At 60.5% G+C, this 16132-nt stretch carries 13 protein-coding genes; 11 read left to right on the forward strand and 2 right to left on the reverse strand.

Annotated features, from left to right (window positions below; all coding sequences use genetic code 11):
* The coding region (locus AXW11_RS11325; RefSeq protein ID WP_286792293.1) for an aldehyde dehydrogenase family protein at nucleotides 1-198 on the reverse strand (198 nt) is incomplete at its 3' end.
* Nucleotides 199-347: 149 nt separating this feature from the next.
* Between AXW11_RS11325 and AXW11_RS11330 the strand changes: the two genes are divergently transcribed.
* From AXW11_RS11330 to AXW11_RS11360, 7 genes are all read left to right on the forward strand, one after another.
* A complete protein-coding gene (locus tag AXW11_RS11330; protein ID WP_041333627.1) occupies nucleotides 348-1223 on the forward strand; it encodes an AraC family transcriptional regulator in 876 nt (291 codons plus the stop codon).
* 111 nt (nucleotides 1224-1334) lie between these two features.
* Entirely contained in the window at nucleotides 1335-2390 is a 1056-nt protein-coding gene (locus AXW11_RS11335) for an NAD(P)-dependent alcohol dehydrogenase (RefSeq protein WP_075195414.1), read from the forward strand.
* Between the two features lie 158 nt (nucleotides 2391-2548).
* Nucleotides 2549-3742 (forward strand): GGDEF domain-containing protein, encoded by a 1194-nt coding sequence (locus AXW11_RS11340; protein WP_075195415.1) that lies wholly within the window; start codon nucleotides 2549-2551, stop codon nucleotides 3740-3742.
* A gap of 34 nt (nucleotides 3743-3776) precedes the next feature.
* Nucleotides 3777-4583: a crotonase/enoyl-CoA hydratase family protein gene (locus AXW11_RS11345; RefSeq protein WP_075195416.1), complete on the forward strand. Its 807-nt coding sequence runs from the start codon at nucleotides 3777-3779 to the stop codon at nucleotides 4581-4583.
* Entirely contained in the window at nucleotides 4580-5200 is a 621-nt protein-coding gene (locus AXW11_RS11350; protein ID WP_041333624.1) for a metallophosphatase domain-containing protein, read from the forward strand. Before AXW11_RS11345 ends, AXW11_RS11350 begins: the two co-directional genes overlap by 4 nt.
* A gap of 9 nt (nucleotides 5201-5209) precedes the next feature.
* Nucleotides 5210-6910, forward strand: a complete 1701-nt coding sequence (locus AXW11_RS11355; RefSeq protein ID WP_075195417.1) for a VRR-NUC domain-containing protein — start codon at nucleotides 5210-5212, stop codon at nucleotides 6908-6910.
* Complete coding sequence (locus AXW11_RS11360; protein ID WP_075195418.1) at nucleotides 6907-9159, forward strand: ATP-dependent DNA helicase; 2253 nt, start codon at nucleotides 6907-6909, stop codon at nucleotides 9157-9159. The genes AXW11_RS11355 and AXW11_RS11360 overlap by 4 nt, the downstream gene beginning before the upstream one ends.
* On the opposite strand, the gene AXW11_RS11365 is transcribed toward AXW11_RS11360, so the two are convergent.
* Nucleotides 9156-10352 carry an MFS transporter gene (locus tag AXW11_RS11365; RefSeq protein WP_075195419.1) on the reverse strand — a complete coding sequence of 399 codons (1197 nt, stop codon included), beginning with the start codon at nucleotides 10350-10352 and terminating at the stop codon, nucleotides 9156-9158. The two genes, AXW11_RS11360 and AXW11_RS11365, sit on opposite strands and share 4 nt — an antisense overlap.
* A 189-nt stretch (nucleotides 10353-10541) precedes the next feature.
* Between AXW11_RS11365 and AXW11_RS11370 the strand changes: the two genes are divergently transcribed.
* From AXW11_RS11370 to AXW11_RS11385, 4 genes are all read left to right on the forward strand, one after another.
* Nucleotides 10542-12533, forward strand: coding sequence for an ExeM/NucH family extracellular endonuclease (locus AXW11_RS11370; protein WP_083637190.1), 1992 nt, complete (start codon nucleotides 10542-10544; stop codon nucleotides 12531-12533).
* Nucleotides 12534-12660: 127 nt separating this feature from the next.
* Nucleotides 12661-14496, forward strand: coding sequence for an NAD nucleotidase (gene nadN, locus AXW11_RS11375; protein WP_075195420.1), 1836 nt, complete (start codon nucleotides 12661-12663; stop codon nucleotides 14494-14496).
* Between the two features lie 78 nt (nucleotides 14497-14574).
* Nucleotides 14575-15579: an LLM class flavin-dependent oxidoreductase gene (locus tag AXW11_RS11380; protein ID WP_075195421.1), complete on the forward strand. Its 1005-nt coding sequence runs from the start codon at nucleotides 14575-14577 to the stop codon at nucleotides 15577-15579.
* 19 nt (nucleotides 15580-15598) lie between these two features.
* Entirely contained in the window at nucleotides 15599-16129 is a 531-nt protein-coding gene (locus tag AXW11_RS11385) for a YqiA/YcfP family alpha/beta fold hydrolase (RefSeq protein WP_075195422.1), read from the forward strand.
* The last annotated feature ends 3 nt before the right edge of the window (nucleotides 16130-16132 follow it).

Here is a 16132-nt window from a genome sequence, read left to right on the forward strand (position 1 = left end):
GGCGCGCTCGGAGACCGGGACCTCTTTCCAGGTCTTGAACACTTCGCCTGCGTTGTCGATAGCGCGACGCATCTCGGCGTCGGTGGTGCAGGGTGCACGGGCAATCACTTCATTGGTAGCTGGGTCAGTAACGTCAATCCACTGCTCAGTCTGGCTTTGGACGAACTCACCACCGATATAAAGGGGTACGTTTTTCATAGCAATATTCCCTGTCATTGTTGTAGGTCTTTGGGCCTGTGCCCTATGGTTGTCATCGATCCTAGCACAGCCTTCTGCCGCTTAATGATTGACTAAGTTTCGACCATGATGGACTATCTTTCGAATCCATCATGAAACAGGCGCCTACGATGACCAAAACATCACAGTGGCCCGTACCGCCGGACAGCATTCGTTATGTCATCCCTGACCCGGTCATACGCGGCCTGTCACGACATCCGCTGACCCGCGACCTGTACCCGCTCGCCTTCGGTCACTATCGCCGCGCCGCAGGCCACCACATGCACCGGGAGCACCACAATGACGATCTTTTGATCCATTGCACGGAGGGGGAAGCCTACCTGAATGTCGAAGACGAACCCTGCCTGATACGGGCGGGCGACCTGGTGCTGATACCGGCCGGCGCCGCCCACCGATACACCGCCGCACCGGAGAACCCATGGACAATTCATTGGGTGCACTATGCAGGCCCATTGGCGGAACACTTTCGGGAACACATGGGATTTACCGACGGCATCCGCGTTCAGCACATCGGTCGGCAACCCCGATTGCTGGTGGACTTCAACGGCCTGCTTTCGGTACGGCAGACCGGTTTCCGCACCCCCGGCCTGGTCCATGTGGCCAACCGGCTACGCCAGTTGCTGGCGGCCGTTCCGCTGAGCGTCGGCGAGGCCGGCCAGGCGCAGCAGCCAGACCTGGACATCATTCATAACTTCATGCGCGAGCATCTGGATGAGCGCATCACGCTCAATCAACTGGCGGACCTGACGGGGCTCTCACCCGCACACTTTGCCACCCGCTACCGGGCCCTGACCGGCGTCTCCCCGATCCAGCATTTCCTGCACCTGAAAGTGGAACAGGCCTGCCAGTTACTGGACACCACGGACCACTCCTTTACCCAGATCAGTAGCCTTCTGGGCTATGACGACAACTATTATTTTTCGCGACTGTTCAAGAAGGTCATGGGCCAGTCCCCCACCGACTACCGCCACACCCATCGTCATTAACCCTTGATGATATTCCTTTCATAAAAGGAACTTGCGGTTGAAAAACTGACTCACACCCGGAGTTACTGCGTACAGGTTTGAACATTTACCGACTAAGAAGGAACACGGACCATGGCGACTGCAAAAGGCTACGCAGCTGAATCAGCCGACTCAAAGCTGGCCCCCATCAGCTTCGAACGGCGCGAACCGCGCCCGGACGATGTCTCCATTGAGATTGACTACTGCGGGGTCTGCCACACCGATATCCACTTCGCCCAGAACGATTGGGGCGTCACGCAGTTTCCGGTAATTCCCGGCCACGAGATCATTGGCCGTGTCACTGCTGTTGGCTCCGACGTGACAGACTATAAGGTGGGCGATACGGTCGGCGTAGGCTGCATGGTGGATTCCTGCCGTAGCTGTTCCGCCTGCGAATCCGGCCTCGAACAGTATTGCCTGGAAGGCATGACCGCCACCTACAATGGCGAGGACCGTTATGACGGCTCCATCACCTACGGCGGTTATTCCGACCGGGTTGTGGTCAGCGAGCGCTTTGTGGTGAAAGTCCCGGAAAAGCTGGACCCAGCCTCCGCCGCCCCCATTCTCTGCGCAGGCATTACCACCTACTCCCCACTACGCCACTACGGCGTTCGACCTGGCGACAAAGTGGGCGTTATCGGCATGGGCGGCCTCGGCCATATGGGCGTGAAATTCGCCAAGGCCCTGGGCGCGGAGGTCACCATCTTCACTCGCTCCGAAAGCAAGGTGGCCGAGGCGAAGAAACAGGGCGCCGACCATGTTGTCGTCTCCACCGACGACAGCCAGATGGAAGCGGCCGCCGAATCCTTCGATTTCATGCTGGATACCGTGCCGGTACAGCATGACCTGAATCCGTACCTGAACTGCCTGACGTTCGACGGCACCCACATCCTCGTGGGCTTACTGGAACCGGTCGATCCGCCCCTGGAAGCCGGCGGCCTGGTATTCAAGCGCCGCGTGCTGGCAGGCTCTCTCATCGGCGGTATGCCCGAAACCCAGGAAGTGCTGGATTTCTGCGCCGATCACGGCATCACCTGTGACGTGGAAATGCTCGACATCAAAAACATCAACGAAGCCTACGAGCGCATGAAGAAAGGCGATGTGAAGTACCGTTTCGTGATCGACATGAAGACACTGAAAGCCGCATAACCAAACGGCCAGCCGCCAGCCACGCTCTGCCGGCGCTGGCGGCTGCGGCTGCTCCCTGTTAGCTTATGCACTAAGAAACGACACACAAAGCTTACTGATCGTAACGTCCCTGGGGGCGTACTCTGTGAAACTGCGAAAATCCGTCACCAGGGATGACTATGGGATTTACCGTTCACCTGCCGACTTTGCTGCTGCTTTCTGTCGCGATCAATCTATTGATCGGTGGGTTATTGTGGGCCATTTTCCGGCTGCGTTCCCGCCAGCATTGTTTCCGGTTGTGGGCACTGGCGTGTATGACCTTCGCGGTGGGTACCCTGTTCGCAGGTACACGCGCCTTTATCGATACGCCCTGGATCACCGTGTTCCTGGCTCACCTGTTTCTCGGCCTTTCCCCGTTGCTGGTATTGGCGGGCCTGCAGCGCTTCTCCGGCAGTGCATCGCGTAAAACCCGCCGCTCCCGCCATGCTCTGCGCTTATCCGCGGCCTGTTATCTGCTGATCCTGCTGCTCACCTTCCAAGGCGATCCGCTGAATGCCCGCCTGCTAACAGCCCTGTTCTCGGCCGCCATTTTCATTTTTGCGGTCTACACCCTGTCGAAACTGGATACCACACCGTCACTGCCCGTCAGGATTCTGAAAGTGCTGTTTACCATGCATGGGGTACTGATGATGTCCCAGGCACTGGTGATCGGCATGGACTGGCTTGGCCTGAACCAGGCCAATACCGGTTTCGTGCTGCAGTTAATCCTCGTCAACCATATTCTGCTGGCTACCGCGACGACCCTGGCACTGCCATTGCTGGCCTTTACCCATTCCGAACAGCGCCTGAGAGTGATGGCGGAGCGCGACGGCCTGACCGGGCTATACAACCGCCGCTCCCTGTTCCGGGAAGGCATCCGGGCCTTTGACCAGGCGACACAGTCCCAGACGCAGTTGGCCGTACTGATGTTGGACCTGGATCACTTCAAACAAGTCAACGACCGCTGGGGACATGCAGCCGGAGATGACGCCCTCCGCCTGGTCGCACGCACGCTGAAAAACGAACTCAGGGATGACGACATCATTGGCCGTGTCGGGGGAGAAGAGTTTGCGATGGTGCTTCGCATCACCGGTGATGACGACGTGCGCATCATCACCCGCCGTCTGCTGGACACCATCGCCACCAACGGCCAGGAAATAGACGGGTTGCCACTGTACATCTCCGCCAGCATAGGAGGTGTTGAAAAAGCCGGCCATCACAAAACCTTCGCAGATATGATGATCGAAGCCGACGCGGCGCTATACAATGCCAAGGACAAGGGCCGGAACCGGGCAGAATTCGGAAGACTGACGCCGGAGACAAGCGTTAGCTGAAACGGCCCGACAACAATAATTCGTTGGAGGCCATGTGACACCCCCATCCGTATACTCTCAAGCCAGCGGTCATGTGCTGACCATTGTTCTCGCCCGCCCGGAGAAACGAAACGCCGTCGACCGCGAAACTGCCAACGCCCTGCGCCAGGCGTTCACCGACTTTGAGGCTGATGACACCCTCAAGGTGGCTGTGCTCTGGGGCGAGGGTGGCAATTTTTGCGCCGGCGCCGATCTGGAAGCCGTCGGCGATCCGGAGCGCCGCAACGAGATCGAGCCAACCGGAACAGCCCACGGTCCAATGGGCCCTTCCCGCATGTCATTGTCGAAGCCGGTGATCGCTGCCGTATCCGGCTACGCCGTGGCCGGGGGACTGGAGCTGGCACTGATGTGTGACCTGCGAGTCGTAGAGGAATCCGCCACCTTCGGCGTGTTCTGCCGCCGCTGGGGGGTACCGCTGATCGATGGAGGCACCGTGCGCCTGCCACGCATTGTTGGCCACGGCAACGCCATGGATATGATTCTGACCGGTCGACCGGTCAATGCGGAAGAAGCCAAGGCGATGGGGCTTGCAAATCGGGTGGTGCCTGATGGACAGGCGCGATACGCAGCAGAAGCTCTTGCCGCCGACATTGCAGCGTTCCCGCAGAAGTGCCTGCGCGCCGACCGACACTCCGCCATTCACCAGTGGGACCTGGAACTGTCCGAAGCCTTGGCGGCGGAAGGCGCTGGCGGCTATCCTGTGGTGTTCAAGGAAGCCATCGAGGGCGCCGGCCGGTTTTCCGCTGGTGCCGGACGCCATGGTGTTTTTTATAGTCCCGACGAACCCGGCGAGCCATCATGAGACTGGTCTGCATATCCGATACCCACAGCATGCACCGCCAGGTGGTGGTGCCCGATGGCGACGTGCTGATCCACGCCGGCGACTGCCTGGGAGTGGGCACCCTTGAGGAACTCGAGGACCTGGACAACTGGTTTTCCGAACAGCCCCACCGCCACAAGATCCTGATTGCCGGCAACCACGACTGGTGCCTGCAGGATGAGCCTGCAGACGCCGAAGCACTGATCAGGAACGCCGTTTACCTTCGGGACAGAAGCATCGACATCGAAGGACTGAAATTCTGGGGCAGCCCCTGGACACCGATCTTTTTCGACTGGGCATTCAACCTCGAGCGTGGAGCGCCCATTGCGGAGCGCTGGGCACAGATACCGTCAGACACTGACGTTCTTATCACCCATGGTCCGCCAGCAGGCATCCTCGATAAGGTGAACGAGTCACTGGCGGTAGGCTGTAGCGATCTGGCCAGGGAGCTGGAACGGCTTACGCTCAAACTCCACATCTTCGGGCATATCCACGAAAGCTATGGCCAGCAAATGCTGAATGACTGCCTGCATGTCAACGCCAGCACCTGCACCGGCCAGTTCAAGCCGCTGAACCCACCGATTGTCGTGGATATCTGACGCCCAGCCATGCCCCTCGCATCAGACCAGCAGACTCACATTCCCGGCACCGCGGACCTGGACAATCCGCTGTACTATCTTGAGAACTTCGAGACAGTGGTGCGCTGGGTCCGGCGTTTTCACAGCGATCTGCTGACCGCCGATGAAATCGGAAAGGTAGATGGCCTGCTGAGCTTGGATCAGCCGGCAAGGGCACTGCTGGCTCGTATGGTCATGCGCACCGGCGACCTGTTCCGGGTGGAGAAGTTCAACTACCCGGAGATCGGTGTACCGGTGAATGACGCCGTGAGCGCGCTCGCCACCAAAGGCTGGATTGAGGACAATCCGAGCGTTCCCCTTGCCGAGCTGTTTCGCCTGTTCACGCTCGGCGAGCTTCGCACTGCCCTCGCTAACCAGATCTCAGCGGCCGGCCTGCCAGCGACGGCCGCCAAGGGTCTTCTGAAAGACACCCTGATTCCACTGCATCCCGACATCGCTCCTGTGGACCTCTGGCTACCAGACGTCTCCACACAGGTAATCCGCCTGAACCACATGGCCCTGTTTGACCGACTGCGGCTGATGTTTTTCGGCAACCTGCGCCAGAGTTGGTCCGATTTCGTACTGGTGGAGCTGGGCCACCAGCAGTATGAACAGGTACCGCTTTCTGCCGAGTCCCGGGCTTTTGACAAACGTGACGACGTGGATCGTTATCTGGTGATGCACCACTGCCGGGAACGCCTGGATCAGGGCGAGGCACCAGAAACGGTATGGCAGGACATCCCCACGGCCAATGAGAATGCCTGGTTGGAAAGCCGGCGCGGCCGCTTGCTGTTCGAACTGGGCAAGCTGGCGGAGCGCGGCGGTAACACCGAGCTGGCGTTGAAGGCCTATCGCCTCAGTGGGCACCGCGAATCACGGCTGCGCCAGCTACGCCTTCTGGAACGGCTGAAGCAACACCACGAGGCCTGGAAGATTGCCCAGGCCGCCACCGACGAACCCAGGTTTGGCGCCGAGGAACGCGGACTCGAACGCATCCTGACGCGGTTGGCGAAGAAACTGGGAGAGGCGCTACCCCAGCAAAGCGAACGCCCGCAACTGACGGCGTTCACCCTGGAACTGGACAATCCGGACGGCCACTCGGTGGAGTGGGCGGCCATGCAACACCTGAGCGAACCCGACACCCCCGTTGCCTATGTGGAAAACACCCTCATCAATGGCCTGTTTGGCCTGCTCTGCTGGCCCGCCCTGTTCGAACCTTTGCCCGGCGCATTCTTCCATCCCTTTCACACCGGGCCGGTGGACCTGTACCGGGAGGATTTTGTAGAACGTCGTCAGGCACTGTTTGACGACTGCCTCGGCACGCTGGCCTCTGACAATTACAAAACCCGAATCCGCGATACCTGGCAGGGAAAACAGGGCATCGCGTCGCCGTTTGTGATCTGGCCAATACTCTCGGAGGAATTGCTTGAAATGGCGCTGACGTGCATCCCGGCCCAACACCTGGAGCGGATGTTCCGGCGCCTGCTGGGCAACCTGCGCGAACACCGCAGCGGCTTTCCTGACCTGATCCGCTTTCGGCCCGACCACAACGATCCAAACCGGCGCTATGAAATGATCGAGGTCAAAGGCCCTGGCGACCGCCTGCAGGATCATCAGACCCGATGGCTTGAGTTCTGCGTTGACCACGGCATTCCCGTCTCCGTCTGCTATGTGCGCTGGACCGACCGATGACCGACCTCAACGTCGCGGTACGAACGCTGTGTGAATTCGCCGCCCGCAAGGGCGATCTGGACCTGCGCTACACCCCGGCGCCCACGTCGGAAGAAGGCATTGCCGGCCACGGTGCGGTGCAGGCCCGTCGCGGCCCGAGGTATCAAAGCGAAGTGGCCCTGGCCGGCCAATGCGGCAAACTGATGGTCAGTGGGCGGGCCGACGGTTACGACCCGATCGCCGGCCGACTGGAGGAAATCAAGACCCACCGCGGTGACCTGTCCCGGGTACGGGAAGCCCAGCGCAATCTACACCGTGCACAATTGCGGGCCTACGGAGCGTTACTGTGTCGACAGGAAAAGTTGAGCCAGATCGATCTCGCCCTGATCTACTACGATGTCGGCAAGGACAAGGAAACCCCCATCACCGAAACGGCCTTCGCGGAGGAATTGTGGCAGGAGCTGGAACATCTCTGTGAACACTACAGCGATTGGGCTGAACAGGAAGCCAATCACCGGCATGAAAGGGATCTGGCGCTAAAAAACCTGGCCTTTCCCTTCCCGGACTTCCGACCTCAGCAGCGCGCCCTGGCGGAAACCGTCTACAGGAACAGCGTCCGTCAACAGACATTGTTGCTGGAAGCACCCACCGGCCTTGGCAAGACACTTGGCACCCTTTTCCCGGCCCTGATGGCGATGCCCACGGCCAGACAGGACCGCCTGTTCTACCTGACCAGCCGCAATACCGCCCGGCAACTGGCCGTCGATGCCGTTCACCTGTTGCGGGAAAAGCAACCCGGCCCGTTGCCCCTGCGAACCCTGGAACTGGTGGCCAAGGATCATGCCTGCGAGCACCCGGACAAGGCGTGCCATGGGGACGCCTGCCCGCTGGCGAAGGGCTTCTTCGACCGGTTGCCGGCGGCCCGTAAGGACGCCGCCAATCACAGCGGCGCCCTGACCCAGATGGTACTGGCGGACATTGCCCGCCAGCACGGTATCTGCCCCTATTTTCTGGCGCAGGAAATGGCCCGCTGGTGCGATGTGGTGGTGGCCGATGTAAACCGGATGTTCGACCAGTCCGCCCTGCTCCATGCCCTGGTTCGGCAGAACGACTGGAAAGCCAGCCTGCTGGTCGACGAGGCTCACAACCTGGTGGACCGCGCCCGCGGCATGTACTCCGTGGAGCTGAGCCAGGCACATCTGCTGCGGGTTCGGAAACAGTCGCCCAAGGCTTTGAAATCAAAACTCGATGGCGTGTCTCGGGCGTGGCAATCGGTGATCCGCGACCATTGCCCCGACATCAGCCGTGAGCCGGTGATACTGGACAATCTTCCGGGTTCACTGACCGGCGCTCTGAATCGACTGGTCTCCGCCATTACCGACTACCTGGCGGACCATCCGCCGGACCTTGTCCTGCAGGAACTGTTGTTCGAAAGCCTGGCCTTCACCAAACTGGCGGAGGTGTTTGGCGATCATTCCCTGTGCGAGCTGATCAGGCCGGCGAGGGGAAAGGCCAGACTCACCATCCAGAACCTGATCCCGGCGGACTTCCTGGCCCCGCGCTTCGAAGCCGCCGACAGCACGCTGATGTTTTCCGCGACCCTGTCGCCTGGTGTCTATTACCGGGACCTGCTGGGCATGCCGGAGGACACCTGCTTCCGCTCCCTGCCGGGCCCCTTTACCCGCGACCAGCTTGAGGTGAATTTCACCCCGGACATCAGCACCCGGCGGCCGGACCGGGAACGCTCGCTGACGCCCATCGCGGAACTGATCCACCGGCAATACCAGCAGCGGCCCGGCAACTACCTGGCGTTTTTCAGCAGCTTTTCCTATCTCAACCGGGTACAAGAGACTCTTCTGCAACAGGCGCCCGACCTGCCGCTTCGAGCCCAGCGCCCCGGCATGTCCGCAGAGGAGCGCACGGCGTTTCTCAAGGCCTTCCATGAGGACAATACCGGCGTCGCCCTGGCCGTACTCGGGGGCGTGTTCAGTGAGGGCATCGACCTGCCCGGCGACCGCCTCATCGGCGCTTTCGTGGCAACGCTCGGCCTGCCGCCCTTCGACAATTGGCATGAAATTCTGCGCCAGCGGCTCGAGCAACGCTTCGGTGCCGGCCACGCCTATACCTACCTGATTCCCGGCCTGCAGAAAGTCGCCCAGGCCGCCGGCCGGGTTATCCGAACGCCGGAGGACACCGGCGTGATCTGGCTGATCGATGACCGCTTCCTGCAACCGCAGATCCGCAACCTGCTGCCAGCCTGGTGGGCCTAGGTCGGTTCCACGGCAGGCTTCCCCTGGCACATCATCAAGCCAATGGTCAGCAGGCAAAAGGCGGCGCCAGCGTAAAACGTAAGCGCGGGGCCAGCCCAGGTCCATAGCAGTCCCGCAACCGCACTGGCCAGAAACAGGGCAACACCGCCAACCAGATTGAAAAAGCCAAACGCTGTGCCTCGCAGCGCTTTCGGTGCAGTGTGAGCAACCATCGTCGCGAGCAGCCCCTGTGTCATCCCCATGTGCAGACCCCAGATAACAGAGCCGACAAGCGTCCAAAGCCAGTGGTTACCCAGCGCCAGCACCAAGTCCGCTATGAGCAATACCACCAGCCCCATTATCAATAACTGCCGATGGTCCATACGATCAGACAGCTTGCCAAACGGGTAGGCCGACAAAGAATAGGCAATGTTCATGACCACCAGAATGACGGGCAGCCAGGCGACGCCTAGTCCACCGTCTTCGGCACGCAACAACAGGAAAGCTTCGCTGAACCGCGCCAGGGTAAACACGGCACCAATTGCCACCACAGCCCAGTAGGCACGGCTCAGCCGCCTCAAACTCGCACGGCTTATGGGATTGGTACGCCTTTCGGTAATGGGCTTTTCCGGTTCGCGAATACCAACCACCAACAACAACACTGCCAACGCCGCGGGTACCACCGCCACCCAGAACACCGCCTGGTAATCATTCTGCCAAAGCAGCATTAGTCCGATCGCCATCAGCGGACCTATAAAAGCCCCTACGGTATCCAGGGATTGGCGCAGGCCATAGGCCGCCCCTCGTATTTCAGGGGCTGCGAGATCGGCCACCAATGCGTCGCGTGGTGCCCCCCTGATCCCCTTTCCCACACGATCAGTAAGCCGGGCTGCCAGAATCCACCCCAGCCCCGGGGCGAGGGCAAACACGGGCTTGGTCAATGCGCCCAGACCATACCCTATAACAGCCAACCCCTTGCGCTTACCGAGGTAGTCACTCAGCGCGCCCGAGAACACCTTGATGATAGGCGCTGTCGCTTCCGCCGCGCCTTCGATCAGCCCCACCATCAGAGCACTGGCGCCGAGAACGGAAACCAGATAGATCGGCAACAGACTGTGAATAATCTCCGATGAAATATCCATCAGCAGGCTGACAAAGCCGAGGATCCAGATGCCCGTGGGTAGCTGGCGTTTGGCAAGCGTGGATGTCGTCACATATGTTCCTTGATGATGCGAAGAAGCCTTTTCGAAAGCGGATAATTGTGCCTCAAATGCAAATGGATATCGATATCATTAATGACTGATTCATAAAACCAACATCCCCTCGTCACAGTCCTTTCCCAGACTGGAACAGGCGGCGCCGATCGCCCCCGACAACTTCAATGACCAATCAGGGAAAGAACCATGACGATAAAACAGTGTGCATTTGCTACCGCCATTGCCAGTGCCATCGCCACCTATGCCGGGCCGGTGGCCAGTGCGGAACCAGGCAACCCCGGCTTGCCGGATATGGCCTGTGGTAATCCCGCAAGCCTGATCTCCGACATTCAGGGCGCCGGTGACGTCAGCCCGCTTGACGATGAAAATCTGGTTGTGGAGGCCATCGTAACCGCCGCGTTCAACGGCGATGACGGTCTGGGTGGTTTTTACATTGAAGCCGCGGCGGACCAGCGCGATAGCAACCCCAGCACGTCAGAAGGTCTGTTTGTCTATGCGCCGGGCGAGAGCGTCACGGTCGGCCAGCGTCTGAGGATCGCCGGCGAGGTCACCGAATTCGGCAACCTGACCGAACTCACCAATGTGACGAACCTTGCCGACTGTGGCACGGCGCCACTTCCAGCCCCCATCAACATCACACTGCCCTGGGCCTCCGCCAATGCCCCGGAAGCCTTTGAGTCCATGCGCGTCCGCTTCAACGAGCCGCTAACCGTCAACGACAACTACGACCTGGGCCGTTTTGGCAGCCTGACCCTGGGAAGTGGCCGGCACTTCATTCCAACCAGCGTCGCAGAGCCTGGGGAAGACGCCGCGACTGTCGAAGAGCTCAATGCCCTGGACCGGCTGATCCTGGATGACGGCAGCAATCGCCAGAACCCGGCAATGGTGCCCTATCCATCACCAGAACTGAGTGCAACCGCCACCGTTCGCGCCGGTGACACCGTGAACGACCTGATCGGGGTGCTCGACTATCGGTTTTCCGAGTGGCGCCTGCAGCCGCTGTCAGCTCCCAGCTTCACTCAGAGCAACCCGCGCAACCCCAGCCCCGAACTGGAAGACAGCGGCAACCTGATCGTTGCCTCCTTCAACGTACTGAACTATTTCAACGGTGATGGCATGGGCGGTGGCTTCCCCACCGCACGCGGCGCCGATGATGCTGAAGAGCTGAGCCGTCAGACAGCCAAGCTGGTTAGTGCCATCAACGCGCTGAACGCCGACATCGTGGGCGTGATGGAAATTGAAAACGACGGCTACGGCGACAACAGCGCGATTGCGCAACTGGCAGACAGCCTCGGCGGCAACTGGTCCTACGTTGACCCGGGCCTGCCAAAGCTGGGCGGAGACGCCATCGCGGTGGGCTTCCTCTACAACGCCGACCGGGTGGAAACCGTTGGTGACGCAGCAACACTCGCCACCGCGCCGTTTGACGATCTGAACCGCCAGCCGCTGGCCCAGACTTTCCGCGCTACCGACAGCAACGATGCGGTGGTCATTGCCGTTAACCACTTCAAGTCCAAGGGCTGTGGCAGCGCCGACGGTGCCAACGCTGATCAGGGTGACGGACAGGGGTGCTGGAACCCGGCTCGCACCCAGGCCTCAAACGCACTGGTAAGCTGGCTGGCCTCAGACCCCACCGGTACTGGCGAGGAAGACGTACTGATCATCGGTGACCTGAATGCCTACGCCAAAGAAGACCCGATCCGCGCACTCGCCAACAACGGCTATACCGATCTGGTCGCTCAGGCGGATGGGGAAAGCGCATATTCCTACGTGTTCTTCGGCCAGGCCGGTTACCTCGACCACAGCCTTGCCAACACCTCACTGGCGCCGAAAGTGGCCGACACCGCGGTGTGGCACATTAACGCGGATGAGCCCCGAGCCCTCGACTACAACACCGACTTCAAGTCGCCGGAACAGCAGGCCAGCTTCTACGCCCCAGACAGTTATCGCGCCTCCGATCATGACCCGGTGATTATCGCCCTGAACATGGACTCCGCTTCGTTGTTCGACCGAGCCGACCTTAACGGCGATGGCCGCATCAACGGCCGCGACGTTGCCCGGTTCATCCTGGCACGCTTGTTCGGCAAGGCCTCCGTTGAGCACTATGACGTCAACATGGATGGGCAGGTTAACTTTCAGGATTTGAAGGCCATTCTGGAAGCAGCTCGCACGCGCTGACAACGAGCTGTACCCGTTAACGCCCGCCTCCGAGCGGGCGTTTCTTATTTCGGCAACAAAAGCATCACATCACTGACATCCGGGAAGCGGAACATGCGGGGGATAAATCAAACACAGGAGCAAGGAAATGATCCGTAAGTCAGCCTGGGTAGTACTCCCTCTCGTCGCACTGGTCGGTTGTGACAGCGACGATGACGACAACAGCAGCAACGATAACACCGCCAGCCCGCTGAGCCTGAACGTTCTCCACATCAACGATCACCACTCACACCTTGAAAGCGGCTCGCAGTCCCTGACCATCGCCGGGCAGGAAACCGAGTTCTCCGCCGGGGGCTTCCCCCGAGTTGCCGCCAAGATCGCCGAGCGTGAGATGGCCCTGGATAATGTGCTGAAACTGCACGCCGGCGATGCCATCACCGGCACTTTGTACTTCACCTCCTACGAAGGTGAAGCCGATGCCGAGCTGATGAACCTGGTGTGTTTCGACGCCTTTGCGCTGGGCAACCACGAGTTCGACCGTGGCGATGAAGGCCTGAAGAAGTTCCTGGATTTCCTCGCCAGCGGCAGTTGCCAGACGCCGGTTCTGGCAGCCAACGTAGTGCCCCAGGTTGGCACTCCCCTGGCCCCGACCGCTGTTGACGATTACATCAAACCCTATGTGGTGAAGGAGGTCGCCGGCCAGAAAGTGGGTATTGTCGGCATCGACATCGCCAACAAGACCCGGAACAGCTCCAGCCCGCTGGACACCACACAATTCCTGGACGAAACCGAGAGCGCCCAGGAAGCCATTAACGAATTGGAGGCCGATGGCGTCAACAAGATCATCCTGCTAACTCACTACCAGTACGAAAATGATCTGGTACTGGCCGGAGCCCTGTCCGGTGTGGACGTGATCATTGGCGGCGATTCCCACTCCCTGCTGGGTGACTTCGACGACTTCGGCCTGACGTCCTCCGGAGCCTATCCCACCGAGTTGACCAACGCCGACGGTGACAAGGTTTGTGTCGCGCAGGCCTGGCAGTATTCCCAGGTGGTGGGTGAACTCAATGTTCAATGGAACGCAGACGGCGTGGTGGAATCCTGTGTCGGTGTGCCTCACCTGCTATTGGGCGACGACATTGTCCGTGAAGACGGCGGTGGTAACGAATACACACCCGAAGGTGCGGAATTGCAGGCGATCATGGACGCCGTCGAATCTGCTCCGCAGTTGAGCATCGTCACCGAAGACGCCACCGTGGCAAACGCCCTGGCCAATTACACCCAGCAACTGGACACCTTCCGCAATGAGGTGGTGGGTACCGCAACCGAAGACCTCTGCCTGGAGCGCATTCCCGGCCAGGGCACCAGCAGTCTGCCCAGCTGTGCAGGCACGACAGGAGCGCATGGGGGTGACATCCCCAATGTGGTAGCCCAGGCCTTCCTGTTCCAGAGCAAGAATGCCGATGTGTCGATCCAGAACGCTGGCGGCGTACGCACGGACATTGAGGCCGGCGACATCACCATCGGCGACGGCTATACCCTGTTGCCGTTTGCCAATACCCTGGTCGATCTGACCATGACAGGCGCCGAAATCCGCCAGGTGCTGAACGAAGCTGTCGCCTTTGCCCATGCGCCCGATGGCTCCACCGGTGCCTACCCTTACGCCGCCGGCTTACGCTGGAACGTGGACATGAACCGCGCCGAGGGTGACCAACTGTACAACATCGAAGTGAAAGGCCGCGACGAGACCCAATGGCGCGCCCTCACCGATGGTGAAACCCTGAACGTGGTCACCAACAGTTTCACCGGTGGCGGACGGGACGGTTATGTGACCTTCGGCACCGTCACCGACGACGGCCGCTCGGAGGACACCTTCCTCGACTACGCCCAGTCCTTCGTGGACTACGTCAGCGAGCAGGGCACCATCAGCAAACCCGCGATGGATGACTACTCGACCCAGTCCTACACGCCACCAGCACCGTAACGGCAACCATCCCCTGGCCCGCTTCATAGCGGGCCGGTTTTTGTTATGCTGCCGGATAGTTCAAACCCGGAGCATTCAATGTCGCAGAATTCCAGCGCCCAATTCCCTGTCTATTCCCTTCTTGAGCTGGCCTCCGTTCGCGAAGGCGATTCCGTGGGGCAGACCCTGGCCAACAGCGTGGCCTACGCCCGCCATGCGGAAAGCCTGGGCTTTAACCGCTTCTGGCTGGCCGAGCATCACAACATGGAAGGCATCAGCAGTTCCGCAACGGCCGTACTGGTCGGGCACATTGCCGGTGCTACCGGCACTCTCCGGGTAGGGTCCGGGGGTATCATGCTGCCCAACCATCCGCCGCTGGTAATCGCCGAGCAGTTCGGCACCCTGGAAAGCCTCTATCCCGGCCGAATTGACCTTGGCCTGGGCCGAGCTCCGGGCACCGACCCCATAACCAGCCGGGCGCTGCGCCGGGACGGCCTCGGGGCAGAACAGTTCCCCGAGGATGTCGCGCGTCTGCAGTCTTTGCTGGGGCCACTCCAGCCGGGGCAGCCGGTCAAGGCCATTCCCGGCGCCGGCACCAATGTGCCCATCTGGCTGCTGGGTTCCAGCCTTTACAGCGCTCAGCTTGCCGCGATGCGGGGGCTACCCTACGCCTTTGCCGGCCACTTCGCGCCCCGGCTTTACCGCGAGGCGATCCAGACTTACCGGGACAACTTCCAGCCTTCGGATCAACTGGACAAACCCTATGTGATTCTGGCCGTTCCGGCCGTGCCAGCGGACACCGACGAGGAGGCCCAGTTCCTGGCTACCACCAGTTACCAGCGCATTCTTTCCCTGTTCCGAGGACAACCACTGTGGATGCGCCCCCCGGTCAAGTCCATGGAAGGTTTATGGAACAGCGGTGAGCAGGCAGGCGTGAAGGACTTCCTGTCGCTGCAGTTGCTGGGCAGTGAGGACACTCTCCGGGAGCAGCTGGAGCGACTATTGCAGACTGTGGACGTGGACGAACTGATGTTTACCGTGGATCTGTACGACCCCGAGAAACGGCGGCACGCGCTGGATATCCTGGCCGCCACCCGACACTGACCTCTTACCGGAGACAACCATGGCCACGCCCGAATTTCATGTTTTCCTGTCCCACGGCCTGGAAAGTGGCCCTGGAGGCACCAAAGTACAGGCGCTGAAAGCCGAAGCGGAAACCTTTCCCGGTGTAACCGCGATTGCCGTGGATCATCGCCGCACGAAAGATCCCGCCGAACGCCTCACACAGATGAGAGAAGCCATCTCCGAGGCGGGTGCCGACCCGGAAAGAACCATCCTGGCCGGGTCCAGCATGGGAGGCTGGGTGTGTGCTCGCACCAGTGCAGAAACACCGGTACTGGGGTGCTTCCTTCTGGCGCCGGCTTTGGCGATGTCGGCGTATCCGCAATCCAGCCCCCGGATTCAAGCCCGGCACACCCAGATCATTCACGGCTGGGACGACGATGTGGTACTGCCGATGCCGGTGATTGAGCTGGCACGGGAGCAGAAGCTGCCGTTGCTGGTACTTCCGGACGGACACCGCCTGGAAAACAGCCTGGCGCGGCTGGTGATCGAATTCAGGGGCTTCATGACCGACTGTCTGTCTGACGCCTGACGA

The sequence above is a fragment of the Marinobacter sp. Hex_13 genome (assembly GCF_001566815.1).
GTDB lineage: Bacteria > Pseudomonadota > Gammaproteobacteria > Pseudomonadales > Oleiphilaceae > Marinobacter > Marinobacter salarius.

Excerpts from the sequence above, each read along its gene's own strand:
- AXW11_RS11330 (WP_041333627.1), top strand. The coding sequence starts at position 348 with ATGACCAAAACATCACAGTGGCCCGTACCGCCGGACAGCATTCGTTAT.
- AXW11_RS11335 (WP_075195414.1), top strand. The coding sequence starts at position 1,335 with ATGGCGACTGCAAAAGGCTACGCAGCTGAATCAGCCGACTCAAAGCTG.
- AXW11_RS11340 (WP_075195415.1), top strand. The coding sequence starts at position 2,549 with ATGGGATTTACCGTTCACCTGCCGACTTTGCTGCTGCTTTCTGTCGCG.
- AXW11_RS11350 (WP_041333624.1), top strand. The coding sequence starts at position 4,580 with ATGAGACTGGTCTGCATATCCGATACCCACAGCATGCACCGCCAGGTG.
- AXW11_RS11355 (WP_075195417.1), top strand. The coding sequence starts at position 5,210 with ATGCCCCTCGCATCAGACCAGCAGACTCACATTCCCGGCACCGCGGAC.
- AXW11_RS11360 (WP_075195418.1), top strand. The coding sequence starts at position 6,907 with ATGACCGACCTCAACGTCGCGGTACGAACGCTGTGTGAATTCGCCGCC.
- AXW11_RS11370 (WP_083637190.1), top strand. The coding sequence starts at position 10,542 with ATGACGATAAAACAGTGTGCATTTGCTACCGCCATTGCCAGTGCCATC.
- nadN (WP_075195420.1), top strand. The coding sequence starts at position 12,661 with ATGATCCGTAAGTCAGCCTGGGTAGTACTCCCTCTCGTCGCACTGGTC.
- AXW11_RS11380 (WP_075195421.1), top strand. The coding sequence starts at position 14,575 with ATGTCGCAGAATTCCAGCGCCCAATTCCCTGTCTATTCCCTTCTTGAG.
- AXW11_RS11385 (WP_075195422.1), top strand. The coding sequence starts at position 15,599 with ATGGCCACGCCCGAATTTCATGTTTTCCTGTCCCACGGCCTGGAAAGT.